Origin of the sequence: Klebsiella grimontii (genome assembly GCF_042137965.1) — a bacterium.
GTDB lineage: Bacteria > Pseudomonadota > Gammaproteobacteria > Enterobacterales > Enterobacteriaceae > Klebsiella > Klebsiella grimontii.
In genome coordinates this window covers 1,151,143-1,176,315 of the sequence record NZ_CP169721.1, presented here as the reverse complement: position 1 = coordinate 1,176,315, position 25,173 = coordinate 1,151,143, and the positions used below count along the sequence as shown (strand labels likewise).

The window sequence follows — 25,173 nt, the reverse complement described above, 5'->3', positions numbered from 1 at the left end:
ATGCTGCACCTGCCACCCCTGAAGCATCTGATGTTTGCCGCCACGCTGGCGCTGTTGGCCGTCGCCCCCGTCCAGGCAAAAGAGAAATTTAAAGTGATCACCACCTTCACGGTAATCGCCGACATGGCGCAAAACGTCGCGGGCGACGCCGCCGACGTCAGCTCCATCACCAAACCGGGAGCCGAGATCCACGAATATCAGCCAACGCCCGGCGATATCAAACGCGCGCAGGGCGCGCAGCTGATCCTCGCCAACGGACTGAATCTTGAACTGTGGTTCGCCCGCTTTTATCAGCACCTGAACGGCGTGCCGGAAGTGGTGGTCAGCAACGGCATTCAGCCGATGGGCATCAGCGAGGGGCCGTATAACGGTAAGCCCAACCCGCACGCGTGGATGTCGGCGGACAACGCGCTGATCTATGTCGATAACATTCGCGACGCGCTGGTGAAGTACGATCCTGAAAATGCCGACGCCTATCGCCATAACGCTGAGACCTACAAAGAGAAGATTCGCCAGACCATGACGCCGCTGAAGGCGGAACTGGCGAAACTGCCGCAGGACAAGCGCTGGCTGGTAACCAGCGAGGGGGCGTTCTCCTATCTGGCCCGCGATAACGGCCTGCAGGAGCTCTATCTGTGGCCGATCAACGCCGACCAGCAGGGCACTCCGCAGCAGGTGCGGAAAACCATCGACACCATGAAGAAAGCGCATATCCCGACTATCTTTAGCGAAAGCACCATTTCCGATAAACCGGCGCGTCAGGTGGCAAGAGAAGCAGGCGCCCACTACGGCGGTGTCCTGTACGTCGACTCCCTGAGCGCCGCCGATGGCCCGGTGCCGACCTACCTCGACCTGCTGCGCGTCACCACCCAAACCATCGTCCAGGGCATCAACGACGGACTAAGGAAACAGGCATGAGTAACGAGCTGCCGGGCCTCGCGGTCAACAACGTCAGCGTGACCTATCGCAACGGTCATACCGCCCTGCGCGACGCCTCGTTCCGCGTGCCGCGCAGTTCCATCGCCGCGCTGGTTGGGGTGAACGGTTCGGGCAAATCAACGCTGTTTAAAGCGCTGATGGGCTTTGTGCGCGTCGGTAAGGGCGATATCGCGATCCTCGGCCAGCCGGTTAACCGCGCCCTGCGCCAGAACCTTGTCGCCTACGTTCCGCAGGCGGAAGAGGTGGACTGGTCTTTCCCGGTGCTGGTGGAAGATGTGGTGATGATGGGGCGCTACGGCCATATGGGCTGGCTGCGGCGGGCTAAAGCGCGCGACCATGAGATTGTCGATGCCGCCCTGGCGCGGGTCGGCATGAGCGAGTACCGGCAGCGCCAGATCGGCGAACTCTCCGGCGGGCAGAAAAAGCGCGTGTTTCTGGCCCGCGCTATCGCTCAGCAGGGGAAAGTCATTCTGCTGGATGAGCCCTTCACCGGCGTCGACGTACAGACCGAAGCGCGCATCATCGAACTGCTGCGGGAGCTGCGCGACGAAGGCTGCACCATGCTGGTTTCCACCCATAACCTCGGCTCGGTGAGCGAGTTCTGCGACTACACGGTGATGGTCAAAGGCACCGTGCTGGCCAGCGGCCCGACGGAAAGCACTTTTACCGCCGAAAACCTCGAACTGGCGTTTAGCGGCGTGCTGCGCCACGTGGTGCTGAGCGGCGCGGAAGAGCGGATTATTACCGACGATGAGCGGCCGTTTATCAGCCGCCGGGCGGCGGGAGGCGAAAGATGAGCTGGCTGCTGGAGCCGTTTGGTTATCAATATATGCTGAACGCGATGTGGGTGTCGGCGCTGGTGGGCGGAGTGTGCGCGTTTCTCTCCTGCTACCTGATGCTCAAGGGCTGGTCGCTGATTGGCGACGCCCTCTCCCACTCTATCGTGCCGGGCGTGGCGGGCGCTTATATGCTCGGCCTGCCCTTCGCGCTGGGGGCGTTTCTTTCCGGCGGGCTGGCGGCGGGCAGCATGCTGTTTCTTAATCAGCGTTCGAAGCTGAAGGAAGACGCGATTATCGGCCTGATCTTCTCCTCTTTTTTCGGTATCGGCCTGTTTATGGTGTCGCTGAACCCGACCTCGGTGAATATCCAGACCATTATTCTCGGCAATATTCTGGCCATCGCCCCGGAGGATATTATCCAGCTGGCGGCCATTGGCTTTATTTCGATGGCGATTCTGCTGCTGAAGTGGAAAGACCTGATGGTGACCTTTTTCGATGAGAATCACGCCCGCTCGATCGGCCTCAATACCAGCGGGCTGAAGCTGCTGTTCTTTACCCTGCTGGCGGCCTGTACCGTGGCGGCGCTGCAAACCGTCGGCGCGTTTCTGGTGATTTGCCTGGTGGTGACGCCCGGCGCTACCGCCTGGCTGTTGACCGACCGCTTCCCGCGCCTGCTGGCCATCGCCGTGGCGATTGGCAGCCTGACCAGCTTTTTCGGCGCCTGGCTGAGCTACTATCTGGACGGGGCGACCGGCGGAATTATCGTCGTCGCCCAGACGCTACTGTTTTTAACCGCGTTCGTTTTCGCGCCGAAGCACGGCCTGCTCGCCAGCCGTCGTCGCGCCAGGGAGGCCTCATGCTGAGCGCGCTGCTTGAACCTTTCCAGTTCTCTTTTATGGTCAACGCCATGCTGGTGGCGGCGATCGTTGCCGTCCCCTGCGCGCTGCTGTCGGTGTTTTTGGTGCTAAAAGGCTGGGCGCTGATGGGCGACGCCATGAGCCACGCGGTTTTCCCGGGGGTGGTGGTGGCGTATATCCTCGGTATCCCCTTCGCCATCGGCGCGTTTATCGCCGGGTTGTTCTGCGCCATCGCCACCGGTTATCTCGACGATAACAGCCGTATTAAGCGCGATACGATCATGGGCATCGTGTTTTCCGGGATGTTTGGCGCGGGCCTGGTGCTGTACGTGTCGATTCAGTCGGAGGTGCATCTCGATCATATTCTGTTTGGCGATATGCTGGGTATTTCCGCCAGCGATATTGTACAAACGTCGCTGATCGCGCTGGCGATTGCGCTGATTATCGGCCTGAAGTGGCGCGATTTTCTGCTGCACGCCTTTGACCCGCAGCAGGCGAAGGCCAGCGGATTGCGCTGCGGGCTGCTGCATTATGGGCTGCTGTGCATGATTGCGCTGACCATCGTGGCGACGCTGAAAGCGGTGGGGATCATTTTGTCGATTTCGCTGCTGATAGCGCCGGGGGCTATTGCGCTGCTGCTGACGCGGCGTTTTGTCAGCGCCCTGCTGCTGGCGGTGGCGATAGCGTTAAGCTGTTCGCTGGGCGGCGTGTGGCTGTCGTTTTATCTCGACAGCGCCCCGGCGCCGACCATCGTGGTGCTGTTTACCGTTCTGTTCGTTATCGCGTTTGTCTGGACCTCGGTTCGCGATAGCCAAACCACAGCCCATTCCGGCGAGGCCCCGGGTCGCGGCTGACGCCTTACCCGGGCTACCTTGACGGGCATTATTCCCGGAGGCGGCGCGTTGCGCCTGTCCGGGCTACCTCTCCCCCAGGACGTAGCCCGGACAGATGCGCAGCATCGCCTCCGGGGGAAATTCGCTATTTTTTGGGCCGGTACTTTTCCGGCAGTTCCGGCACCGGACGTTTGTCATCGATCAGATGGCGAATCGTCAGGATCGGGTGCCGCCAGAGCATCCGCGGCCCCGCCCAGCGCATAATCCGCTTCATCTCTTCGCGTTTCGCGGGCTGGTAGCAGTGCACCGGGCACTGCTTGCAGGCGGGCTTCTCTTCGCCAAAGACGCATTTATCCAGCCGCTTGTCGGCATAGTCGTTAAGCGCCTGATAGTGTTCGCCGTCGTCGCGGGCATCCGGGCAGCGGCGCTGGTAGAGCGTTATCATGCTGCTAATGGTCTTTTTTTCCCGCGCAATACGTTTGCCCGCCATCGCCTGTTCCCCCCGAAAAGATGCATTCATAATACACATTCATAGAGGGCGATGCAGCCCCATACTCCCTGAGGATTATGCCGGTTTATCCACGTGCCCCAGCGGTTTTTCCGGGAAGCATACGTCGCGCACCCGGCGCTTGAGTTCCGCCGCGTCGGGGAAACCGCCATCCTGCTTGCGCTCCCAGATTTGCACATCATCAACGGCCACCACGAAGATCCCGCCGGTTCCCGGAATCAGCGTGACCGAGGCGATGTCGGTGCTAAAGCTGTGCAGCAGTTCCTGGGCCATCCACGTGGCGCGCAGCATCCAGTTGCACTGCGAACAGTAGGTAATGGTAATCGCGGCTTTGTGGCTCATCGGCGTCTCGCTGTCGGTCAAAGGGCAAATTGTAAACAACTTGCAGATTAATTGAGGAATACATGATTATTTTGTTGCAAACGATAATACCTATCATTACCATTCGCAATCAATAAGCATGGAGAAAAAACGTCCAGTAACGGAATAACCGGACACACCTGCACTCTGGAAGTAACGCGTGAGCCAATACTAATAATGATTAAGGCGTGGCTACTATGTATAACTCCACTCAATCAACAGCATGGTTCAAGAAAAGCCTGCTGGTGACTTCTTTGCTTACAGCAATTTATCAAACTTCCGCCGGGGCGGCTGATACCACCGCGAAAACCACCAGCAGCGCATCTTCTGATGACAGCTCGGAACGGATGACCGTTACCGCGCCGGCGCCGTTGCTGAAAGCGGGCAGCGAACATTCGATCAGCGCTCAGGAGCTGCAGGATAAAGGGGCCAACGACTTTGGCTCCATCATGCGCTACGAGCCGCTCATTAGCGCCACCGGCGCCAGCGGCGGTTCCGGCAACGGCAAAAGCGGCTTCGACCGCGGCGGCTATACCGGCTACAACATACGCGGCATGGAGAGCAACCGCGTCGGGATCGACGTCGACGGCATCGCCCAGCCGAACGCCACCGGGCGCAGCTACGCCAGCCGCGCGGGCCTCAATACGTTCGGTATGGGCCGCGACTACATTGACCCCTACATGTACGGCAGCATCGATATTCAGTCCGGGGCGACCTCAACCGATACCGCCAACAGCGCCATCGGCGGCAACGTCTCTTTCCGTCCGAAGTCCGCGGATGACTACCTGCATCCGGGCAAAACCAGCGCCTTCGGCTACCGCAGCGGCTACGACTCATCCGATCGCAGCTGGCACAACGGCGTCACCGTTGCCGGCGGCGATGAAACCCTGCGCGGGATCTTCGTCTACAGCCGTCGCGACGGCCAGGAAACGGAAAACAACAGCGGGACCGTTGATTCATACCCGGCAAACTGGCACTCCAACGCCTTTATGGCCTCGGGGATCTGGCAGCCGAATGACGAACATAAGCTCACCAGCACCTTCGATTATTACCATAAAACGAACCACACGCATTATGACGCCTGGGACTCCAGCGGCAACAGCGTTATCGGCACGTCAAACCAGACCAGCCAGACCCGCCGCTGGGGCCTGAGCCTGAAAGACGACTGGACGCCGATGAACGACTATATCGACAGCGTATCGACCAAGGTCTACTACCAGCATACCGAGGCCCATGATTGGACATATATGCCGGACAGCGTCACCCGCGCGATGCAAACGGTGAGCTCCGACTACGATACCGACACCTGGGGCATTCAGAGCGCGCTGGCGAAATCAATAGGCCGCCACGATTTGAGCGCCGGTTTTAACGCCAGCACGACGAAAACCCAGCGCCCGTTAACCCAGTCGCCAACCCCGAGCGCCTTTAGCCAGATCATGCAGCCGGACGCCGACAGCCGCGGCTATATCGTCGCCGGCTTCCTGCAGGACAAAATTAACTTCGACCTCGACGAGCATAACTTTGCGGTTATCCCGGGCATTCGCGTGATGCATCAGTCGACCAAACCGGAAAACGTCTCCGATCTGGCCAACAACAGCAGCGTGCTGACCGGTTCCGACGTGTCAAATCTGTACGGTAAGAACGCTGATACCCAGGCGCTGCCGTCGCTGGTCTTGCAGTACGATATCACCCCGCGCCTGATGACTTATCTGCAGTATCAGCGCGGCGCGCAGTTCCCGAACGCCAGCCAGCTGTACGGTTCGTGGAACCTCGGCTCCAGCTACGCCGGACGCGCCCAGTATGCGCTGATCGGCAACACCGATCTGAAAACCGAAACCAGCGATAACGTTGAGTGGGGGATGAAGGGCGAAGTGGCGGAAGGCATCACTATGCGCACCGCGCTGTTCTACAACACCTATAAAAACTTTATCGCCTATACCCGCTACACCCGCGCCAATAATCCGGTGCAGTTCACTAACGTACCGTCGAACATCTACACCATTTACCAGGCGGAAAACCGCGATAAAGCGTACATCTACGGCGGCGAAATCAGCGCTAAATTCAACTTTGGCACCTGGTTTGAAGAGGTTAACGGCCTGAGCGCCACCCTCGCCTACGGCTATAGCGAAGGGCAATCGAAATCGAGCTACAGCGGCGATAAGTACGTCGACCTCGATAGCGTCGCGCCAATGAAGGCCATCGTCGGCGTGGCGTGGGACGATCCGGCAAAAGTGTACGGCACCGCGCTGACCGCCACCTTTGTTAAGGGCAAGCGCGCCACCGCCACCAGCCGTGAAAGCTATACCAATACCGGCTCCGCGATTACCGATTCGACCAGCGAATATATGCGCGTTCCGGGCTACGGCATGCTGGACTGGACCGCGTACTGGCAGGTCGCGAAGAACGTGCGCGTCAACGGCGGCGTATACAACATTACCGATCGTAAATACTGGGATTATCTGAGCAGCCGCAATATCGAAATGTCCACCAATCAGGACGCCAACGACCGGGCGCTGGCGGTGATGCCTGGCCGCACCTGGCAGCTGGGCGTTAACGTCGATTTCTGACCGGCTAATAATAAGAAACCTGCTCCCCGGCCGCGAGCCGGGGAAACTCATCGTAGAGAAGGATGTGAATTATGCACAACACCCAACCGCAACATACCCCGCTGTGGCAGCGCTATCTGGCCACGAAAGCGCAATCTTCCGCGAAATACGCCCGCGATATCGCCGCCGAAATGGGGATTAGCGAAGCCGAACTGACCGAAGCCCGCCAGGGCTACGATGCCGTACGTCTGCAGGACGACGCCCGCGCCATTCTGACGGCGCTGGAAGCCGTGGGGGAAACCAAATGCATCTGCCGCAACGAATATGCGGTGCATGAGCAGGTCGGCGAATTTACCCATCAGCATCTGAGCGGCCACGCCGGGCTGGTGCTCAATCCGCGCGCCCTCGACCTGCGCCTGTTTCTCAGCCAGTGGGCCAGCGCTTTTCACCTGAGCGACAACGGTCGCCAGAGCATTCAGTTCTTCGATCCGCACGGCGACGCGCTGCTCAAGGTTTACACCACCGGAAATACCGACATGGCGGCCTGGGATGCGCTGATTGCCGCGCATACGCAGCAATCGCCTGCCCCGCTGGCGATTCGCCCGGCCGATCCGCTGAAATATGCCGATGCCGCCGACGGCGAGGCGCTGGAAAACGAATGGCGCGCCATGACCGACGTTCACCAGTTCTTCGGCCTGCTGAGAAAATATAACCTGTCGCGCCAGCAGGCTTTCCGCCTGGTCAGCGACGATCTCGCCTGCCGCATTGACACCCAGACGCTGCCGGGGCTGCTGGAAACCATCCGCCAGGATGGCAACGAGATCATGATCTTCGTTGGCAACCGCGGCTGCGTACAGATCTTCACTGGCGCGCTGGAAAAGGTCGCCCCGATGCGCGGCTGGCTGAATATCTTCAACGCCGCGTTTACCCTGCATCTGCGCGAGGAGAGCGTGGATGAGATCTGGGTGACCCGCAAACCGACCTCCGACGGCCACGTCACCAGCGTCGAGCTGTTCGCCAAAGACGGCACGCAGATCGCACAGCTGTACGGCCAACGCAGCGAAGGCCACCCGGAGCAGGCGCAGTGGCGTGCGCAGGTCGATGGTTTGACCACCGAAGGGCTACTGGCATGAAGCGCTGGCTGATATTACTTGCGGCGTTTCCACTGTTGGCCAGCGCCGCCGCCGAGCGGATTGTGTCGCTCGGCGGCGACGTCACGGAGGTGATTTACGCCCTCGACGCCCAGCGGCAGCTGGTGGCGAAAGACAGCACCAGCACTTGGCCTGCCGCCGCGCAGAGCCTGCCGGATGTGGGCTATATCCGCCAGCTGAACGCCGAGGGGATCCTCTCCCTGCGCCCGACGCTGGTGCTGGCCAGCGCCCAGGCGCAGCCCTCGCTGGTGCTGAAAAAGGTTGAAGAGAATAAGGTTAAGGTGATCAACGTACCGGGCGGCTACGACCTGCCGGCAATCGAGGCAAAAATTGCCGTGATTGCCGACGCCCTTGGTAAGCAGAGCGAAGGTAACGCCCTGCGCCAGAAGGTTCATCAGCAGATCGCGCAAATTCCTTCGCAGCCGGTGAACAAGCGGGTGCTGTTTATTCTCAGCCACGGCGGCATGAATACCATGGTGGCCGGGAAACAAACCGCGGCGGATGGCGCAATCAGGGCGGCCGGGCTGCAGAATGCCATGCAGAGCTTCGACCATTATCGCAGCATGTCGCAGGAGGGCGTTATCGCCAGTAAACCGGACCTGGTGGTGATCTCCGCCGATGGGCTGAAAGGCATGGGCGGCGAAGCCGGGCTCTGGAAGCTGCCGGGGCTGGCGCAGACGCCTGCGGGACGCCATAAGCAGGTACTGGTGATCGATGATATGGCCCTGCTCGGCTTTGGCCCGCGCACCCCGCAGGAAGTGCTCGCGCTGCGGCAAAAAGCGGAGCAGTTGCCCTGATGCGCTCCTACCCTGCCCGTCATCTGTGGTTAATGACGCTGCTGCTGATTGTCCTGACGCTGCTCGCCACGACCCTGGGCGCGATGCGCCTGCCGTTGACCAGCCTGCTGCCCGCCGGCGATGAGATCCTGAGGAACATCTGGCTGACCATTCGCCTGCCGCGAGTGCTGCTGGCGCTGCTGGTCGGCGCCGCGCTGGCGCTCTCCGGCTGCGTGATGCAGGGGCTGTTTCGCAACCCCCTCGCCGATCCGGGACTGTTAGGGATCAGCGGCGGCGCGGCGCTGGCGGTGGCCTGCTGGCTGGTGCTGCCCCTGTCGCTGCCGGCGCTCGTGGCGCTGTACGCGCCGATGCTGGCGGCGTTTATCGGCAGCACGGCGGTGATGGTGGTGATTTTTATCCTCAGCCGGGCGGGAGACGCCTCGCTGTCGCGCCTGCTGCTGGTCGGCATCGCCATTAACGCCCTCTGCGGCGCGCTGGTCGGGGTACTGGCGTGGATCAGCAACGATACTCAGCTGCGCCAGCTTTCGCTGTGGGGTATGGGTAGCCTCGGGCAGGCGGAATGGTCGACGCTGCTGGTGGCGGCCACGTTGATGATCCCGGCCTCCCTCGTGGTGTGGGCGATGGCTTCGCGGCTTAACCTGCTGCAACTGGGTGATGAAGAGGCGCACTATCTCGGCGTCAACGTTCGCGCCCTGCAGCGTCTACTGCTGCTGTGCAGCGCATTGCTGGTAGCGTCGGCGGTGGCCATCAGCGGCATTATCGGCTTTATCGGCCTGGTCGTGCCGCATTTGATGCGGATGTGGCTGGGGCCGGACCATCGCGGCCTGGTTCCCGGTTCGCTGCTGTGCGGCGCGATTCTACTGCTGCTGGCCGACACGCTGGCGCGCACCGTTGCCGCTCCCGCGGAGATGCCGGTCGGGCTGTTGACCAGCGTGCTTGGCGCGCCGTGGTTTCTGTGGCTGATTTTTCGTCAGGAGAAAGAGACGCATGGATAATCGCTATAGCGCGCGTTCGCTGACGCTGCGTCTGGGTCACCGGCAGATCGTTAACGATGTCTCGCTCCAGCTCCGCGGCGGCGAGATGGCGGCGCTGATTGGCCCCAACGGCGCCGGTAAGTCGACCCTGCTGCGCCTGTTGACCGGTTTTTTAACCCCCGACGCCGGCGAACGACTGGTGGAAGGCCGCCCGCTGGAAAGCTGGTCAGCAGAAGCGCTTTCCCGCCGCCGGGCGGTGATGCTACAGCGCACCCAGCTGCACGCCGACTGGCCGATCGAAACGGTTATCGCCATGGGCCGCTCGCCGTGGGGCGGCGCGCCAAACGAGGAGATAATCCGCCGGGTGATGAAGGAGACCGGCTGCGACCATCTGGCCGGGAGACGCTACCCTTCCCTCTCCGGCGGCGAACAGCAGCGGGTGCAGCTGGCCCGCTGTCTGGCGCAGCTGTGGCGCGATGGCGCGCCCGAGGGCTGGCTGTTTCTCGATGAGCCTACCTCGGCGCTGGATCTCTATTATCAGCAACATCTGCTGCGTCTGCTCAAACGCCTGACCCGCAGCAGCCGGCTGCACGTCTGCGTCGTACTGCACGACCTGAACCTCGCGGCGCTGTGGGCAGACCGGATTCTGCTGCTGCATCAGGGGAAACTGGTGGCGCAGGGCACGCCGCAGGAGGTGATTCAGCAGCCGATCGTCAGCCGCTGGTACGGCGCGGAGGTCAGCGTGGGCGAACATCCCGATACGGCTGTTCCGCAGGTCTATCTGGCGCCGTGAGTCGATGACATTATTCTGCCGGGCGGTGGCCTACCAAAACGTTACTTTCTGAACGGCGAAGCCGATATTGCTACCGGCTTCGCTGCGATTGCTAAATTAGAAGATCTGCCGATACAGCGTTTTAATCTCCTCCAGATTGGTATCACGCGGGTTGCCGCCGGTGCACACGTCCGCCAGCGCCGCCGCCGCAAGCGCGTCAATATCCTCTTCTTTCATACCGACATCGCGCAGGCGCGCCGGAATATTAACGTCGCGATTCAGCTGCGCCACCGCCTCTATCGCCGCCTGACGCGCTTCGGCAATCGGCATCGTTGCCGCCGACTTGTTACCAAGCGCAACCGCGATGTCGCGATACTTCTCGCCGGTATATTCGGCGTTATAGGCCATGATATGCGGCAACAGCACCGCGTTAGCCACGCCGTGCGGCGTACCGTAAAATGCGCCCAGCGGGTGGGCCATACCGTGGACCAGCCCCAGACCAACGTTAGAGAAGCCCATCCCGGCAATATATTGCCCCAGCGCCATGCCTTCCGCGCCCTGCGCGTCGCCCTGTACCGAAGCGCGCAGCGAGCGGCCAATCACCTCAATGGCCTTCAGATGCAGCATATCGGTGAGTTCCCATGCGCCTTTGGTTATGTAACCTTCGATCGCATGGGTCAGCGCATCGACGCCGGTCGCCGCTTTCAGGCTGGCTGGCATGCTGGCCATCATTTCGGCGTCAATAATCGCCACCAGCGGGATATCGTGCGGGTCATAGCAAACAAATTTGCGGCGGTTCTGAACATCGGTAATCACGTAGTTGATGGTCACTTCCGCCGCCGTACCGGCGGTGGTTGGGATCGCGATCATCGGTACGGCGGCGTTTTTGGTATCGGCCCCGCCTTCGAGACTGCGAACGTCGGCGAACTCGGGGTTATTAATAATAATGCCTATCGCTTTACAGGTATCCTGCGGTGAACCGCCGCCGATGGCGATCAGGTAATCGGCGCCCGACTGCTTAAACGTCTCTACGCCCTGCTGCACAACCTCAATGGTGGGGTTCGGAACAACGTCATCAAAAATGCTGTAAGGCAGCCCGGCTCCGTCGAGAATAGCCAGGACTTTTGTCGCAACGTTAAAACGGATCAGATCCTTATCAGTGACCACCAGCGCTTTTTTGAAGCCGCGTTTTTTGACTTCATCGACAATACAGCTAATCGAGCCGGGGCCAAAATAAGAGGTTTCGTTTAAAATCATTCTGTAAGCCATGCGTGCTTCCCTCAATCTGAGTGTTTGATAACCATAATATTTAGCCCTACAGTAACGTGACTGACGTAGCCGTTTTATTATTTAATATCAAATAACGCCCTAATTGCCCTGCACGCAATCGCAGTTAATTAACCCATCGCACAGTTGTCATCAAGTTTGTCCAGCATACTGGACATCATCCGCAAATTTAATGAGATTGCTAAACCTCACCACAATATAAGCTGGCGAAGAACGTTAACTCACGGTAAATATTATTGAAGTTGATCACATTATTTTTCTTCTACCGCCAGTATTCGTTCGTATGGCAAAAAAGCCGTTTATGCCGGGACGAAAAATGAACAGGATAGCGTCGTACGGCCGAAGTCAATATTTCATGACCACACTCTGCGATTATTCTGCACATCCGTTGCTTACCCCTCAGCCTTATCCGTACGCTCCCGACGTACGCCGTCGCAGATTGCATACCGCAAATTTAACACCTAGTTAACAAAAAAGGTCATTTACTCAACAAAAGCGGCTATCCCCGGTGCTGGCCACCGCTTAAAAACATCGCATAAGAATTATCTGTCATTATGGATAATTGCTTATCGCCCTACGGATAGCGCAAGGGATTTTTTAAGAGCTGGGAAATTTTCATTATTAAGAATATTCTCTGTTATTTGCGAGATATTAATTCTCAAAATTCATGAAAAATTAGAAAAAACGCCTAAGAGATCTATATTTATTGCAAACATCATAGCCTCTTGTTAGTATGACTATTAGTCAATATTTTTATTATAAAAATACCATTTATGATGCTTATTAACTTTTATTCTGTTCACCTGACCATACTTTTCCAACGGCAGTAGCAAATGTCTGACTTTATATATTGACATTTCGCACCTGTCCGCTAATTCCCGAGTAAGCAACCCCTCAGGTCCATGTTCTTTTAAAACATAAAGAATATACTCCTGCTCTGGCACGACGACCCCGGAGAATTTATTGATGCCCATTGAGCTCATCAATGAGCGCAAACTCTCAACTGCGGTTACAGAATTTTGATTTGAATGTGGGGTACAGGATGAAAATGAAATCTTCATGAGTCAGCTCCTTCTGTCATTCAGTACCCGGCAGTATGGATTGCCCCCACGAAAACGGCAACATTAGCTTTAAATTTCAACTTAAACAGTACATTTATCTGAAATTCACTTTTTTTTATGATAAAAACCCTGATATAAAGAGTGAATTTTTAATTCCGTGCGGAGATAAAAATGCGGTTCGATATAGAGGGATTTATTACATTTGATACTGAGGAAGCATCCCTGGTCAATCTGTTGACCGGTGATTGTATTGAACTCTCTGCGACTTCCACTCGCCTCCTAACCAATCTGTTACAATACCGAGGGGATATTATTTCTCGCGTTGATATTTTTCAGTCGGTGTTTGAAAAATATGGCGCCAGGCCCTCAAATAGCAATCTTAATCAATACATCTCAACGCTGCGGCGTAGTCTTGCCGATCTCGGCATTGAGAAAAATGTGATTATTACGGTACCGCGAATCGGCTTTAAGATTTCTGAGGAAGTCATTATCACCAGCGATAATGATTATTCATCCTCCTTCACTCTGCCGGTTCTTACCGCCGACCTTCCCCAGCGAAGTTTACTATGGCAGCACCGCAAAGCGGCCATTTTTTTTATCCTGCCGTTGATAGGTTTGCTGCTGCTTTTACCTTTTTTTATGTATAAAAAACAGCCTACTACGTTAGTTTTCACCCAGGATAAATGTACTATTTATGGCTCTGGCGCTCAGCGCGCGCGCGAAATCCTCAGCAATAAAAAGCTGTTCCCCTCTGGGCTTGATTGTTCGACGCCTAAGAAAATCTACCTTTTCAACCGACAATTAAATCAGCCACAAGGCTTAGGTATTTATATGGATATATTCATCCTCAAATGTGATATGAAGGACCAGCAGTGCCACAGTTACTACTATAAGGAAATAAAAAATGCGTAAATACGCTATAATATTCCTCGCCACTGCCCTGACGCTGGTAGTCGCTGCGTTCCTCTATATAGATATCCGCAGCCATGACACCTTTTCCTGTAAATCACAGTACGACCTCACAGAGGATATAAATGAGAATATTCTCCGCTCACAGGGTTTGCTATCCGCTCAGCTTGCTAATAACCGTCTTTTAATCAGTCTTGAGGGATTGCTCACCAGCAATGGCGATAAATACATTGTCTCCCGCACCATTGCTATCACATTAAAAAGAACCACTGCGACCAGTCATCTCTTTTATATCATTGATTCGCAAATCACTCGCCATCACGCTGACAATACGCCTGAAAATATCGCCCGGCAAAATCTCTTTGGCAACCAAAGTAATGATCGAATCATCTATATCAATCACGTTAATGATGATACTATTTTATTCGGTAATCAAACGTTCCCACAATATGGTTGCCAGCGTCAGAATACAATCATTGATTGAGATTCATCTCATTAATTTTAATTATGCTGATATCATGACGATACATTTACTACCGACCTTAGGCAGCATCGCGAATATCATTGATATGATTAACCCCCGGCTCAATCTGCACCATGTCAGAACGGCGTTTATTGCATCGCATCTGGCTAAGTTAGTCAATTTTTCTGCGGCCCAGCGGCGTAAAACCATTCTGGCGGCGCTCATCCATGATGTCGGAGGATTAAATGAAAAATCGCGTCTTGAACCGCTTAACTATATTGATAACGAACATAACCATCATGCGCTCATCGGCAGCGAATTACTTAGCCGCATTCCGCTGTTTCGTCCGCTCAACAAAATCGTTCGCTATCACCATACCCACTGGCGCAACGGTCTCGGGCATTATAGTGAAGGCGAGCGGGTGCCCGAAGAGAGCCATTTGTTATTCTTTGCGGACCGACTGGATGTTCTGTATTGCCAGCACCGTACCGAACATATCCCATTATTAAGCAAAAAGCTGGTCGACATCGCCGCCGCCGGCGCCCCCATTCTCTATAAGCAAGAGTATATTCAGGCCTTCCGAATCCTCTCCGCCGATGACCATTTCTGGTCGGTCATGGCGTCCACCGACTATCGCGATTACATTAAAGCGATCTCCGGCGTGCATAACGACACACTCTCTTTGCACAACCTTCGCGACATTGCCGAGCTGGTCTCTTTTATTATCGATCAGTTCAGCCAGCAGACGCCTTGGCACTCCGCGGCCGTCGGCCATATTGCCGGTTATCTGGCAACAAAAATGGAGATGAGCGCCACGCAAGCGCTAAAAGTAGAGATTGGCGGATTACTGCATAATATTTCCTGTCTGGATCACAGCCCGCCGCCAAAGCGCGTGGGTTTATCGGATAAAGCCCAGCGTTATTTTTATCCCATTGAAGGTATTGATGATATTTCTGAGTGGCTGGTCATGCAAAATGATCCCGCGTCGGCGCAATGGCATAATAAAACTCTGCAACCGGAAGCCATGCTTATCGCGGTAAGCCGACGGGTGGTCCATGCGCTCAATGGGCCAAAAGCGGAAGAGAAATCGCTGGCGCAGTTAATTAAAAATAATCCGGGAAAGGAAATTCCCCCGTTGATGCTGGCCCTGATTGCGCAATATTCTTCACAGATTATTCAGATCCACCGTGCTACCGCGGGCGAAATAAAAAAGTTAGTGAATCGCATTGCGCAACTCACTCACTCTGTTTAAAGGCTAACCCGGCCTGATCGCACGACTCAGGCGCTCAATCCGCCGTCCAGAACCAGGGTTTGCCCGGTCATATATTGACTCCCCTCACCGATTAAAAACGCCACCGCCTGCAGCACATCGTGGGTTTCGCCCAATCTGCGCAGCGGTATCGCCTGGCGCATCTCTTTTAATTTTTGCGCGGGTATCTCTTCGAGCATTTCCGTGCGAATCAGGCCCGGCGCCAGGCAGTTGACGCGAATGCCGAAGCGCCCAACCTCCAGCGCCAGCGAGCGCGCTATGCCGCTCATCGCCGCTTTACTCGCGGCATACGCCGTCTGGCCGACGTTGCCCTTTACCGCGCTGACCGACGACATCATCACGATGGAGCCGCGCCGCTGCATCAGCATCGCCGGCAGCAGCACCCGGTTCCAGTTAAGCATTGAGATCACATTGGTGTCCAAAACCTCGCGCCAGAGCGCGGCGTTCTGGTGAATATGCAGGCCGTCGCGAGCGATCCCGGCATTGTGGATAATCGCTTCCGGCGCCCCCCGCTCGGCCAGCAGCGTCTGCGCAAGCTGCGCCACCCGCGATTCGTCGTTGCCGTCGCAGGCGTATCCCCGCACTTGGTAGCTTGAATTTTCACACTCCGCCAGGGTGGCGTTCATCGCCTCCTCATCGCGTCCGGTAAATACCACGTTCCAGCTTTGCGCCAGACCTGTGACCAGCGCCCGACCGATGCCGCGGCTGCCTCCGGTAATCAGTATCCATTTTTGTGCCATATTAGCTGCCTGACTCTTTACTGATGTGCTGGCAGAGTTCGCCAAGAGTTATCCCTGGATTGTGAATAAACCAGTCCGCTTCCAGGGTAATGTTGAATTCACGCTTTGCCAGCACCATCAGTTCGACGTAGTCGAGGCTATCCAACTTCAGCCGAACCAGCGGCGTATTCTCCTCCACCTCATCGGGCTCAAGGTCTTTCGCGTCGCAAATCATTTCACATACTTTTTGCAGAACATCATCATAGGCAATCATAAATTATCCTTAATTATCAATTGGTCATTGGGCCAACTTTAAGCGTGACCACATTGGTCATTATCAGGTTATCCAGCTGCGCCGCCGCCGCGATGCGCACCAGCGCGCCCTGCTCAACCTGGCCGACCACCAGCGAGGGCAGCAGCCAGAGCGATAGCGATTCGGGCCAGATCGGCGTCGCTTTGCCCGCGAGATGAACATCAAACACCACCTCCTGGTGGGTTTGCAGCACCGGATAGCGGGTAAAAATTTGCTGCAACGAGGTTTCCCCCGCTCCGAGCAGAGTCACGATATTCGCCTGGCGCAGCAGCGCGGGATCGCTAATAAGCTGGCGGAACAGCAGCGCGTCAAGAAACTGCCACTGCGCCAGGTCGGGCCAGGCGCTATTGAAATGGGATTGCAGCGCAAGCAGCGTCTTTGGTGCAAGTTCGCTGGGCTGTTTTCCCGTTAGCGATTCCGGCCCGGCGGCGAGGCTCATCTGGCATGACAAACAGACTTCATCATCCTGAGAGCTGCTGACCGACGCGGCGGACAAGACGCGATTTTTCGCGGCGCCGGGAGTGAGCAGCCAGTCGCTATCGCACCATAGCGGCCTGCGCAGGCGAACCACGCATTTCAGGTAGCGTTCAGAACCGGTGAGCGGGTTCGTCAGCCGCGACTGGACGTCGCGCTTCACGTCGAGCAGCGCGCGCATCCCGTGGACGCTCAGCCGGCCGTCGCCCATCGCGCGCGCTGCCGCGAGGTCGAAGTGAATGGGGTTATCGTCGCCGGAAAACGCCGCCCACTGCCGGGCGTCCGCAAGGGTATAGCGCAGCCGCTTCACCCGTGCTTCTCCAGTACCAGCGCGGCGTTCGCGCCGCCGAAACCAAAACTCAGATTTAGCGCCCGGCGGATCTCTCCCTGACGATGCCCTTCGGCGATATAGTCGAGATCGCACTGCGGGTCTGGCTGCGTCAGATGCGCCGTCGCCGGCATGATCCCCGCCGCCATCGCCTGCAGGCAAACAATGGTCTCGAAGCTCCCCGCGGCGGCGATCAGATGCCCGGAGTAGGCTTTGGTGCTGGAGACCGGGATGCGATACGCCTCGTCGCCCAGCGCCTTTTTCAGCGACCGCGTTTCGTTAATATCGTTGAGCGGCGTGGAGGTACCGTGGGCGTTGATATAGTCGAGGTCGGCGGGCTGGAGATCCGCGGCGCGCAGCGCCCAGCGGATAGTTTGCTCGCGGGCCACGCAGTCTTCGGCCGGGGAGGTAAAATCCACCGCGTCGGAAAAATTGGCGTAGCCGGTGACCTCCGCGAGGATTGTCGCGCCCCGCGCCAGGGCGCTCTCGCGCTCTTCCAGACACAGCACCGCTCCGCCCTCTGAAAGTACAAATCCGCTGCGCTGCAGGCTGAACGGGCAGCTGGCCCGCTCCGGCGATGACGTTTCCCGGCTCAGCGCGCCAAGCACATCGATATTCCAGATAGCGCAAACGCTGTTTAACGACTCCCCGGCACCGGCGAGCATCATGCTGGCGCGGCCAAAGCGAATCGCATCATAGGCCTCGCCAATGGCGATAGTGCCGGTGGCGCAGGCGGCGACCGGAGTGTTCTGGTAGCCGCGCAGATTCCACAGCTGGCTACAGGCCGCGGTGGTCACGTTCGGCATCGAAAAGAAGCAGCTGAAGGGCGAAGAGACGCCCGTTTTCTCAAATTCCGGTACCGCCAGATAGCTTTCATCCAACCCTGCCCAGCCGGAGCCGATGATGGCGCCACACCTCAGCGGGTCATGAGAATCGCTGGGTGGTTCGCCAGCAAAGGCCATCGCCACCGCCTCCCGCGCGGCGGCCAGCGCCAGGCGAGCGTGACGCGGCAGACGCCGACGAATGGCGGCGGGCACCCCCTTGAGGCTAGGTTCATTCTCCACCTGCCCGATAAAATGCGTGTGGATGCCGTTAGCGGAGAGATCCACATAGCGGTAACCGCGTCGATAATCCATAATCGCCTGCCAGCTTTCGGCAGCGCTATCACCAAGGGGAGTCACCGCGCCATAGCCGGTTATCACCACGCGATAAGGGGGTTTACTGTGACTCATTCTGGGAAGTCCTCTGTTGCGGGTTATTGCCTCCCTGCGCCAGCCAAAGCTGCAAAGTGGCATAAAGATAGTCGTACTGGTTCTGCGCCAGGCTGTTCTGTACGTCGAGCAGCGCGTCCTGCGCGTTCAGCAGGGTCTGGTAGTCCACCGCGCCCGCCCGATAGCGGCTTTCGGTGAGCGCCAGGCGCTGCTCGCCCAGCAGCAGCGATTGCAGCAGGCGTTCGCGCTGCTCATCGGCGTTAAGCCGCTTCTCCATCGCGTTGTCCACCTCCGACAGCGCGGTATAGGCGGTGCGGCGAAAGTTAACCGCCTCCTGCTGCACCTTCACGCTGGCCTGCTCCACGGTGAGCTGTACCGTGTTCCACTGGATAAAGGGCGCGGAAACGCTGCTGCCCACGGTGCGCAGCGGGTCGTTAAACCACTGGTGAAAGAGCTGGCTCCCGGCGCTCAGCGTTCCCTGCAGCGACAGCGTGGGATAGAAGCTCAGCCGCGCCGCATCGGAACCCGCCAGCGCCGCGCGCAGCCGCGATTCCGCCGCCTGCAGGTCCGGCCGGCTGGCGAGCGCGGCCAGCGGCGTGGCGCTGGCAATGGCGATATGCTGACGCACATCCAGCGCGGCAGATTCATCGGTGTGCTGAGCTGGCGGTCTGTTGAGCAGCAGCGCCAGCGCGTTGCGGGAGATAGCCCGCTGCTGCTTGAGGCTCAGCAGCTGATTCTGACGGCTGATGACCGTCTGCCGCGCCTGCAGCACATCGAGCAGGCCCACTTTCCCCGCTCGCTGCCAGGACTCAATCTGCGCCAGCGTCTGCCTGGCGATATCGAGACTCGTTGCCTGGTAAGCCATTTGCTGATTCAACAGCGCAATGTTCCAGTAGAGCTGCGCGGTGGTATCAATCGTCGACAGGATCGTCGCCCGGTAATCCTGTTCGCTGGCTACCGCCTCCCATTCGCTCTGTTCGCGGATCCGCGCCAGCTTGCCCCACAGATCCAGCTCATAGCTCAGGGACAGTGAGGCGCTGTAGCTCTCCTGCGACCCGCCGCTGTTTAGCGGTTTTGAGTTATTGCCGGTGCCGCTCAGGGTCGCGTCGGGGCTGATATTGGTCTGGGTTAATCCGGCGGCAAGGCGCGCCTGTTTAAGCGTTAAGGCGGCAGCGGCCAGATCGTTGTTGCTTTCCAGCACCTGTCCCACCACCCGCGACAGGCGTTGGTCGCCGAAACGATCCCACCAGCGCGGCGCGTTCTCCGGCGCGAGCGCGTTGCTTTGCCCCTCCGTTCGCTGCCAGCTTTCCGGCACCGACAGCAGCGGGCGCTGATAGTCGCTGCGGGTCAAATTGCCGCAGCCCGTTAGCAATACAATGAACGGTAATAAAGTCAGCGGTCTCATTCGCGGGCCAGCGCCTCCGTCGGGTTTAGCCGCGCCGCACGACGCGCCGGGAAATAGCCAAACGTCAGGCCAATCAGGGCGGAAAAGCCGCAGGCCATCGCTACCGGCAGCCAGGTGAAGACCATAGAAAACTCCTGCGTCAACAGGGCGAACAGGTTACCGGCGGCCCAGGATCCTAAAACGCCCGTTAGTCCGCCGAGGGCGCAGATCATCACCGCCTCAATTAAGAACTGATGCATGATGTCCGAGGGGCGCGCGCCGACCGAAAGCCGGATGCCAATCTCATGGGTACGTTCGGTTACCGAAACCAGCATGATGTTCATCACCCCGACGCCGCCGACCAGCAATGAAATAGCGGCAATCGCGGTGATCAGCAGCGACATGGAGTCGGAGGTTTTTTGCAGCGCTTTGGCCAGCTGCTCATCGGTCTGGACAAAGAAATCTTTTTTGCCGTGCTCGCGGATAAGGTGCCTTTCCGCACGGCGCGCCGCGTCCTGCGGCGACAGCGTTTCCTGAAAGCGCAGCGTCAGCGCCTCCAGCGGCTTATCGCCGGAAATCCGCTGCAGTAGCGAGGTATAGGGGATCCACGCCGACATAAATCCGCTGACCACCTTCGGCCCGGGCTTGCTGGCAATGCCGATTACCCGCCACGGCGCGCCGGCGATTTGCACAATTTTGCCTAGCGGATCTTCATTGCCGGGAAACAGCGTCTCCCTGCTGGTTTCATCCAGTACCAGCACCGGTTCGCGATCCTCGACATCGCGGTGGGTAAAACCGTTGCCCTGAATAAAACGCATCCCCTGCAGTGAGAAGTACTCAGCGGAAACGCCGGAGAGAATTATCGAGGAATCAAAGCCCTGACGTACCGCGGTGGTCATGCTGGAAACAATCGGCGATACCCCCTGTACCCAGGGCTGCCTGCCGAGGCTGGCGATATCATCCAGCGACAGCGCCCGCTCCATATCCGGACGCTTGCTGCCCCAGCCGGTACCCGGGCGGATTTCCAACGTGGTATTACCGAGCTTACCAATCTCGTTCATGATGCTCTGCCGGGCGCCTTCCCCCACCGCCATTGAAGAAACCACGGACGAGATACCGATGATGATCCCCAGCATCGACAGAAAGGCGCGCATCCGATGTCCCAGCAGTGAGCGCCAGGCCATGCGCACCGACTCGCCGATACTGCGCGATAGCGAAGCCCGGCCGTTATCCTCTACCGCGGGCAGCCGCTGGACGTCACGATTATCCCGCGCGCTATAGGCGTGGTCGGCGACTACCTGCCCATCGCTGATCTCGACGATCCGCTGCGCCTGCTGCGCCACCTCGCGATCGTGGGTCACGATGATCACCGTGTGCCCGTCGGCGTTCAGCTGGTGCAGAACGTCCATCAGCGCCCGGCCGCTGACGCTATCCAGCGCTCCGGTGGGTTCATCGGCGAGAATAATTTGCGCGCCGTTGATCAGCGCTCGACAGACGCTGACCCGCTGCTGCTGGCCGCCGGAAAGCTGCGCGGGTTTATGCTGTAAGCGCCCATCAATGCCCAACTTTTCTGCCAGCAGCGCAATGCGCGCCTGGCGTTCAGCGGCGGGCATCGCGGTATAGAGCGCGGGGATGGCAATATTCTCTTCCGCGGTCAAATAAGGCATCAGGTGGTAGCGCTGAAAAATAAACCCCAGCCAGCGGCTGCGTAGCTCCGCCAGCGACGCGCTATCAGCCTGATGAATGGCGATGTCGTTGATATACACCTCGCCGCTGCTGGGCTTATCCAGACAGCCGATAATGTTCATCAGCGTCGATTTACCCGAGCCGGAAGCGCCCATAATCGCCACCATCTCGCCGGGCATAATGGTCAGGGAGACGGATTTCAGCACCGGAATAATCTGCGTCCCGGCGGTAAAATGACGCGTGACGTTGTGCAGCACGATCAGCGGCTCAGCCATCAGACAGACCCCGCGTCCTGGGGGATCACCACCCGCTCGCCGGGCCGCAATCCTTCCAGCACCTGCGCATACTGACGATCGTTAATCCCGATGCGGACGGTACGCTCCTCGCTGCCGCTCGCCGTTTGTACCATCACAATGTAACGCTCATCGCCGAGCGAACGTCCCAGCGCGGCGACCGGCACGCGCAGCACGTCTTTTACCTGCGCGATGCGGATAAACACCTGAGCGGTCATCGAGGTTTTCAGCAATCGCTGGCGGTTATCCACTTCAAAGGTGCCGTTATAGTAAATGGCGCTACTCTGCTGATTACCGGCAGAAGCGCCGGCGTTTTGCTCTTCCAGCGCCTCCTGCGGCGCGGGCTGGACATAGCCAAGCTCCCCTTCGTAACGCGTCTGCGGATCGGCAATAACGTAAAACCACAGCGGCTGTCCCGGATGGATTTTCTGGATATCGGCTTCGGAAATGCGGGTCTGGACCTGCATTTTATCGAGATCGGCGAGCACCAGAATGGTCGGCGCGATTTGCGAGGAGACGATGGTTTGCCCTTCACGGGTGACGATGCCCAGCACTTCGCCATCCATGGGCGCGAGAATGCGGGTATAGCCGAGGTTGGCGTTGGCGGACTGCACACTCATTTCCGCCTGCACTATCTGCGCCTCATTGACCGCTATCTGCTGAACCTGTGCGGCATACTGCGCCTGGGCCTGCTCAAGATCGCTGCTCACCCCTGAGCCATCGCGATTCATCGCCCGCTCGCGCGCCAACGCTTTGCGGTACTGCACCAGGGTGGCCTCGGAGGCCAGCTTTTGCGCTCTGGCGCTGGCCAGCTGCGCGGTGGCGTTGCGTAAGTCGGAAAGCTGCAGCGTCGGGTCGATTTCGGCGAGCAGCTGCCCTTTGCGCACCCGCTCACCCTGACGTACGTATAACTTGCGTAGCTGGCCGCTGACCTGCGCGCCGACGCTCACCTGGACGGCAGGTTTAATAATCCCGCTCGCCAGCACCACTTTTTCGATATCCCCCCGTTCGAGCGCAACGGCGTAGAGCGACTCGGCCTGGGCCGGAAGCGAGCGCTGATAAAAAACGGCGGCGATAGTGGCCAGGATCGCGACTAGCGCAAGTAGCCACGCTTTACGGCGGCGTAAAAATTGTCGCCTCATTGGCCCAGCGCTCCTTGGGCGATATCGCGCAGCTCGCCTTCATCCAGACGATATACCCGCGTGAAGTGATGCAGAATGGGCGCACTGTGGGTCACCACGATCAGCGTTTTGCCTTGTTCGCGACAGTGCTGGCACAGCGCGGCGATCACCGTTTCCGCGGTTTCGTCATCAAGATTGGCAGTCGGTTCATCGCAGAGCAAAATAGGCCGGTTACTGTAGAGCGCCCGCGCCAGCATCAGCCGCTGACGCTGGCCTAACGAGAGCGCCGAATGGCTCTCGCGGATCAGCGCTTCCATCCCTCCCGGCAGCGCCTGAACCACCGGCCCCAGCGCCATTTTATCGACCAACGCCTCTACTCGCCCACGATCGCTGTCGCTATACCACGGATCAAACAGGGTGATGTTTTGCAGCACCGAGGCGTTAAACAGGATGTCTTCCTGGCTCTGCAGCCACACCTGCGAGGCCAGCTGTCGGGCGGTCGCCTCTTCGCCGTCCAGCAGAATGCGCCCATGCTGTGCGGAAAAAAGCCCGGTCATCAGCCGTAGCAGGGTACTTTTTCCGGCGCCGGAATCGCCGACAATCGCCACCCGATCGCCGGGTTCCAGCCGGAGATCAACGTCATTCAGCACCGGGCTTTGCGGAGCATAATGAAAGCTCACCGCCTCAAACGCCAGCTGTGGAACCGCCTCCCCACGCAGCGGAGATAACTGAGGAGTCGCAGGTTCCTCACGGGTAAACAGGCCCTGCGCGCGGGTATCAATCACGTGCAGCTGCGATTTACGGATCACGGCATAGAATATCCGCGTGACGTAGGAGGTAAAAATCTGCCGTAAAAAGCTATAGGCAAAAAAGTCGCCCAGCGAGATAAGCTTTGCGCTCACCAGCGGCAGCACCACCAGCATAAAGACCACCATCTCGAGGCTGCCGGTGAGCTGATACAGACCTTCTTTTACCTGCTGGTAAACTTTCTGCCGCTGAAGGCAGGTGAAAAGGTCGTGTGACAAACGGGCAAACTGCGCTTTACGCTGCGTTTCCAGCCCGGCGGTTTTAATGGTTAATACCCCCTGAAGGGTTTCCATGAAAAAGTCATTCAGCGTCGCGCTTTTTAGCTGCAGCTGCTGCGTATACCAGCGGTCGCGGAAGATGGCCCAGACGCTAATCAGCCCCATCGCCACAATGCCCACGGCGGAAATCAGCGCCAGCACCGGTGAGATCCAGAACATAATGCCGATAGCGATAACGCAGATGATCCAGTCCGAGCGGAGGCCGTTATCAAGCTCGATTTTTTGCAGCATCCCGCCCTGCCAGGCGATAAAGCGGCTGAACACATCCCCCGGCGCGCGTTTTTCAAAAAAACGCAGCGGATTATTCAGCAAGCGGGAAAAACCGATATCGCTCTTCAGCAGCACAAAGCGGCGGATAAAACGCTCGCTAATGACCCTCACGCCCAGCGCCAACAGCGTGGAAATGACAAAAGCGAGGATGAACCACAAATAGGGAAACGACGTATTCTGAACGTCAGAGAAAGCCTGATTGATCGCCCGGCTGACCATCGTCGGCATTAAAAACAGCGTGAGCGACACCAGGAAGGTCAAGAGCATCAGTTTATAAATGCCCGGCACCGCCGCGGTCTCCTTCAGGCTCATCGCCCGCGGCATCTCCTGCTGTGCGCCGGTAATAACAGGCGCCTGCTGGTCAATAACGCCGGGAGACTCTTCAAGGATCAGCGCGTAGCCGCTAATCTCTTTTTTCAACGCCGAGAAAGGCAGCCACTGCTGGCCAATCGCCGGATTCATCACGCAGACGTAATCCCCTTTGCGCCAGGCCAGCAGGACATAGTGGCTGGCGCCGTAGTGCAGAATGGACGGAAACGGCAGCGCATGGAGTTCTTCGTGATCGAACAGCACCGGCGCGGTGGCGATGCCAATCTGTTGCAGAATAAGAGATAAGTCGCTTAACGAAGTCCCGTGATCGGATGCCGGGAAAATTTCCCGCAATGCCGGAAGAGAACACTGAATATTCTGGGTTTGCGCCAGCATCGCAATACAGGAAAGGCCACACTCATTGGTCTCTTCCTGGAAAACCATATCAGGGATAATCTTTTTCATTATTATGCG

General features: G+C 58.0%; 24 protein-coding genes. 12 read left to right on the top strand and 12 right to left on the bottom strand.

Annotation, left to right across the window (positions count from 1 at the left end; translation table 11 throughout):
- From ACE3MN_RS05680 to sitD, 4 genes are read left to right on the top strand one after another with little or no spacing between them, the layout of a single operon-like run.
- Positions 1-918, top strand: coding sequence for a metal ABC transporter substrate-binding protein (locus ACE3MN_RS05680; protein WP_004132186.1), 918 nt, complete (start codon positions 1-3; stop codon positions 916-918).
- Entirely contained in the window at positions 915-1,736 is an 822-nt protein-coding gene (locus tag ACE3MN_RS05675; RefSeq protein WP_004132184.1) for a manganese/iron ABC transporter ATP-binding protein, read from the top strand. The genes ACE3MN_RS05680 and ACE3MN_RS05675 overlap by 4 nt, the downstream gene beginning before the upstream one ends.
- On the top strand, positions 1,733-2,581 hold the full coding sequence (gene sitC, locus ACE3MN_RS05670) for an iron/manganese ABC transporter permease subunit SitC (protein ID WP_004132182.1): 849 nt from the start codon (positions 1,733-1,735) through the stop codon (positions 2,579-2,581). Before ACE3MN_RS05675 ends, sitC begins: the two co-directional genes overlap by 4 nt.
- On the top strand, positions 2,575-3,429 hold the full coding sequence (gene sitD / locus ACE3MN_RS05665; RefSeq protein WP_024358460.1) for an iron/manganese ABC transporter permease subunit SitD: 855 nt from the start codon (positions 2,575-2,577) through the stop codon (positions 3,427-3,429). The genes sitC and sitD overlap by 7 nt, the downstream gene beginning before the upstream one ends.
- A 124-nt stretch (positions 3,430-3,553) precedes the next feature.
- Here sitD and ACE3MN_RS05660 read toward each other — a convergent pair whose 3' ends face one another.
- Both ACE3MN_RS05660 and ACE3MN_RS05655 read right to left on the bottom strand, forming a co-directional pair.
- Entirely contained in the window at positions 3,554-3,898 is a 345-nt protein-coding gene (locus tag ACE3MN_RS05660; protein WP_024358461.1) for a nitrous oxide-stimulated promoter family protein, read from the bottom strand.
- A 75-nt stretch (positions 3,899-3,973) separates the two neighbouring features.
- Positions 3,974-4,258 (bottom strand): SelT/SelW/SelH family protein, encoded by a 285-nt coding sequence (locus ACE3MN_RS05655; protein WP_004137407.1) that lies wholly within the window; start codon positions 4,256-4,258, stop codon positions 3,974-3,976.
- Between the two features lie 215 nt (positions 4,259-4,473).
- Between ACE3MN_RS05655 and ACE3MN_RS05650 the strand changes: the two genes are divergently transcribed.
- The 5 genes from ACE3MN_RS05650 (at position 4,474) to ACE3MN_RS05630 (ending at position 10,537) form a co-directional block, all read left to right on the top strand.
- Complete coding sequence (locus ACE3MN_RS05650; RefSeq protein ID WP_219192547.1) at positions 4,474-6,843, top strand: TonB-dependent receptor domain-containing protein; 2,370 nt, start codon at positions 4,474-4,476, stop codon at positions 6,841-6,843.
- A gap of 71 nt (positions 6,844-6,914) precedes the next feature.
- Positions 6,915-7,955 (top strand): hemin-degrading factor, encoded by a 1,041-nt coding sequence (locus ACE3MN_RS05645; RefSeq protein ID WP_024358463.1) that lies wholly within the window; start codon positions 6,915-6,917, stop codon positions 7,953-7,955.
- The gene (locus ACE3MN_RS05640; RefSeq protein WP_049088670.1) at positions 7,952-8,770 is read left to right on the top strand and encodes a hemin ABC transporter substrate-binding protein; all 819 of its coding nucleotides are present in this window, start codon (positions 7,952-7,954) and stop codon (positions 8,768-8,770) included. The genes ACE3MN_RS05645 and ACE3MN_RS05640 overlap by 4 nt, the downstream gene beginning before the upstream one ends.
- Positions 8,770-9,765 (top strand): iron ABC transporter permease, encoded by a 996-nt coding sequence (locus ACE3MN_RS05635; RefSeq protein ID WP_219192546.1) that lies wholly within the window; start codon positions 8,770-8,772, stop codon positions 9,763-9,765. Before ACE3MN_RS05640 ends, ACE3MN_RS05635 begins: the two co-directional genes overlap by 1 nt.
- Positions 9,758-10,537: a heme ABC transporter ATP-binding protein gene (locus tag ACE3MN_RS05630; RefSeq protein WP_064343135.1), complete on the top strand. Its 780-nt coding sequence runs from the start codon at positions 9,758-9,760 to the stop codon at positions 10,535-10,537. Before ACE3MN_RS05635 ends, ACE3MN_RS05630 begins: the two co-directional genes overlap by 8 nt.
- 96 nt (positions 10,538-10,633) lie before the next feature.
- Here ACE3MN_RS05630 and fucO read toward each other — a convergent pair whose 3' ends face one another.
- Together fucO and ACE3MN_RS05620 are read right to left on the bottom strand one after the other, a co-directional pair.
- Entirely contained in the window at positions 10,634-11,785 is a 1,152-nt protein-coding gene (fucO, locus tag ACE3MN_RS05625) for a lactaldehyde reductase (protein ID WP_004137392.1), read from the bottom strand.
- Between the two features lie 758 nt (positions 11,786-12,543).
- Positions 12,544-12,864 carry a FaeA/PapI family transcriptional regulator gene (locus tag ACE3MN_RS05620; protein ID WP_004137390.1) on the bottom strand — a complete coding sequence of 107 codons (321 nt, stop codon included), beginning with the start codon at positions 12,862-12,864 and terminating at the stop codon, positions 12,544-12,546.
- Positions 12,865-13,035: 171 nt separating this feature from the next.
- Between ACE3MN_RS05620 and ACE3MN_RS05615 the strand changes: the two genes are divergently transcribed.
- The 3 genes from ACE3MN_RS05615 to ACE3MN_RS05605 are packed head-to-tail and all read left to right on the top strand — an operon-like array spanning position 13,036 to position 15,488.
- Entirely contained in the window at positions 13,036-13,776 is a 741-nt protein-coding gene (locus ACE3MN_RS05615) for a transcriptional regulator (protein ID WP_098140289.1), read from the top strand.
- A complete protein-coding gene (locus ACE3MN_RS05610; protein ID WP_004137386.1) occupies positions 13,769-14,257 on the top strand; it encodes a FidL-like protein in 489 nt (162 codons plus the stop codon). The genes ACE3MN_RS05615 and ACE3MN_RS05610 overlap by 8 nt, the downstream gene beginning before the upstream one ends.
- A complete protein-coding gene (locus ACE3MN_RS05605; protein ID WP_375364304.1) occupies positions 14,223-15,488 on the top strand; it encodes an HD domain-containing protein in 1,266 nt (421 codons plus the stop codon). Before ACE3MN_RS05610 ends, ACE3MN_RS05605 begins: the two co-directional genes overlap by 35 nt.
- 26 nt (positions 15,489-15,514) lie before the next feature.
- On the opposite strand, the gene ACE3MN_RS05600 is transcribed toward ACE3MN_RS05605, so the two are convergent.
- The 8 genes from ACE3MN_RS05600 to ACE3MN_RS05565 are packed head-to-tail and all read right to left on the bottom strand — an operon-like array spanning position 15,515 to position 25,164.
- Positions 15,515-16,246 (bottom strand): SDR family NAD(P)-dependent oxidoreductase, encoded by a 732-nt coding sequence (locus tag ACE3MN_RS05600; RefSeq protein ID WP_049131741.1) that lies wholly within the window; start codon positions 16,244-16,246, stop codon positions 15,515-15,517.
- Position 16,247: 1 nt separating this feature from the next.
- Positions 16,248-16,499, bottom strand: coding sequence for an acyl carrier protein (locus ACE3MN_RS05595; RefSeq protein ID WP_004137379.1), 252 nt, complete (start codon positions 16,497-16,499; stop codon positions 16,248-16,250).
- Between the two features lie 16 nt (positions 16,500-16,515).
- Complete coding sequence (locus ACE3MN_RS05590; protein WP_049099302.1) at positions 16,516-17,322, bottom strand: MaoC family dehydratase; 807 nt, start codon at positions 17,320-17,322, stop codon at positions 16,516-16,518.
- Positions 17,319-18,572, bottom strand: a complete 1,254-nt coding sequence (locus ACE3MN_RS05585) for a beta-ketoacyl-[acyl-carrier-protein] synthase family protein (RefSeq protein ID WP_064343137.1) — start codon at positions 18,570-18,572, stop codon at positions 17,319-17,321. Before ACE3MN_RS05585 ends, ACE3MN_RS05590 begins: the two co-directional genes overlap by 4 nt.
- Positions 18,559-19,956 (bottom strand): TolC family protein, encoded by a 1,398-nt coding sequence (locus ACE3MN_RS05580; RefSeq protein ID WP_024358473.1) that lies wholly within the window; start codon positions 19,954-19,956, stop codon positions 18,559-18,561. Before ACE3MN_RS05580 ends, ACE3MN_RS05585 begins: the two co-directional genes overlap by 14 nt.
- Positions 19,953-21,896: a MacB family efflux pump subunit gene (locus ACE3MN_RS05575; RefSeq protein ID WP_024358474.1), complete on the bottom strand. Its 1,944-nt coding sequence runs from the start codon at positions 21,894-21,896 to the stop codon at positions 19,953-19,955. Before ACE3MN_RS05575 ends, ACE3MN_RS05580 begins: the two co-directional genes overlap by 4 nt.
- Positions 21,896-23,056 carry an efflux RND transporter periplasmic adaptor subunit gene (locus tag ACE3MN_RS05570; protein WP_049088663.1) on the bottom strand — a complete coding sequence of 387 codons (1,161 nt, stop codon included), beginning with the start codon at positions 23,054-23,056 and terminating at the stop codon, positions 21,896-21,898. The genes ACE3MN_RS05575 and ACE3MN_RS05570 overlap by 1 nt, the downstream gene beginning before the upstream one ends.
- Positions 23,053-25,164 carry a peptidase domain-containing ABC transporter gene (locus ACE3MN_RS05565; RefSeq protein ID WP_049088661.1) on the bottom strand — a complete coding sequence of 704 codons (2,112 nt, stop codon included), beginning with the start codon at positions 25,162-25,164 and terminating at the stop codon, positions 23,053-23,055. Before ACE3MN_RS05565 ends, ACE3MN_RS05570 begins: the two co-directional genes overlap by 4 nt.
- Between the last annotated feature and the right edge of the window lie 9 nt (positions 25,165-25,173).

Bases quoted from the DNA above. Each gene is read 5' to 3' on its own strand.
- ACE3MN_RS05585 (WP_064343137.1), bottom strand. From the start codon at position 18,572: ATGAGTCACAGTAAACCCCCTTATCGCGTGGTGATAACCGGCTATGGC.
- ACE3MN_RS05600 (WP_049131741.1), bottom strand. From the start codon at position 16,246: ATGGCACAAAAATGGATACTGATTACCGGAGGCAGCCGCGGCATCGGT.
- ACE3MN_RS05650 (WP_219192547.1), top strand. From the start codon at position 4,474: ATGTATAACTCCACTCAATCAACAGCATGGTTCAAGAAAAGCCTGCTG.
- ACE3MN_RS05595 (WP_004137379.1), bottom strand. From the start codon at position 16,499: ATGATTGCCTATGATGATGTTCTGCAAAAAGTATGTGAAATGATTTGC.
- ACE3MN_RS05630 (WP_064343135.1), top strand. From the start codon at position 9,758: ATGGATAATCGCTATAGCGCGCGTTCGCTGACGCTGCGTCTGGGTCAC.
- ACE3MN_RS05615 (WP_098140289.1), top strand. From the start codon at position 13,036: ATGCGGTTCGATATAGAGGGATTTATTACATTTGATACTGAGGAAGCA.
- ACE3MN_RS05605 (WP_375364304.1), top strand. From the start codon at position 14,223: ATGGTTGCCAGCGTCAGAATACAATCATTGATTGAGATTCATCTCATT.
- ACE3MN_RS05680 (WP_004132186.1), top strand. From the start codon at position 1: ATGCTGCACCTGCCACCCCTGAAGCATCTGATGTTTGCCGCCACGCTG.
- sitC (WP_004132182.1), top strand. From the start codon at position 1,733: ATGAGCTGGCTGCTGGAGCCGTTTGGTTATCAATATATGCTGAACGCG.
- ACE3MN_RS05675 (WP_004132184.1), top strand. From the start codon at position 915: ATGAGTAACGAGCTGCCGGGCCTCGCGGTCAACAACGTCAGCGTGACC.
- ACE3MN_RS05565 (WP_049088661.1), bottom strand. From the start codon at position 25,164: ATGAAAAAGATTATCCCTGATATGGTTTTCCAGGAAGAGACCAATGAG.
- ACE3MN_RS05575 (WP_024358474.1), bottom strand. From the start codon at position 21,896: ATGGCTGAGCCGCTGATCGTGCTGCACAACGTCACGCGTCATTTTACC.
- ACE3MN_RS05610 (WP_004137386.1), top strand. From the start codon at position 13,769: ATGCGTAAATACGCTATAATATTCCTCGCCACTGCCCTGACGCTGGTA.
- ACE3MN_RS05635 (WP_219192546.1), top strand. From the start codon at position 8,770: ATGCGCTCCTACCCTGCCCGTCATCTGTGGTTAATGACGCTGCTGCTG.
- ACE3MN_RS05580 (WP_024358473.1), bottom strand. From the start codon at position 19,956: ATGAGACCGCTGACTTTATTACCGTTCATTGTATTGCTAACGGGCTGC.
- sitD (WP_024358460.1), top strand. From the start codon at position 2,575: ATGCTGAGCGCGCTGCTTGAACCTTTCCAGTTCTCTTTTATGGTCAAC.
- fucO (WP_004137392.1), bottom strand. From the start codon at position 11,785: ATGGCTTACAGAATGATTTTAAACGAAACCTCTTATTTTGGCCCCGGC.
- ACE3MN_RS05620 (WP_004137390.1), bottom strand. From the start codon at position 12,864: ATGAAGATTTCATTTTCATCCTGTACCCCACATTCAAATCAAAATTCT.
- ACE3MN_RS05570 (WP_049088663.1), bottom strand. From the start codon at position 23,056: ATGAGGCGACAATTTTTACGCCGCCGTAAAGCGTGGCTACTTGCGCTA.
- ACE3MN_RS05660 (WP_024358461.1), bottom strand. From the start codon at position 3,898: ATGGCGGGCAAACGTATTGCGCGGGAAAAAAAGACCATTAGCAGCATG.
- ACE3MN_RS05655 (WP_004137407.1), bottom strand. From the start codon at position 4,258: ATGAGCCACAAAGCCGCGATTACCATTACCTACTGTTCGCAGTGCAAC.
- ACE3MN_RS05640 (WP_049088670.1), top strand. From the start codon at position 7,952: ATGAAGCGCTGGCTGATATTACTTGCGGCGTTTCCACTGTTGGCCAGC.
- ACE3MN_RS05645 (WP_024358463.1), top strand. From the start codon at position 6,915: ATGCACAACACCCAACCGCAACATACCCCGCTGTGGCAGCGCTATCTG.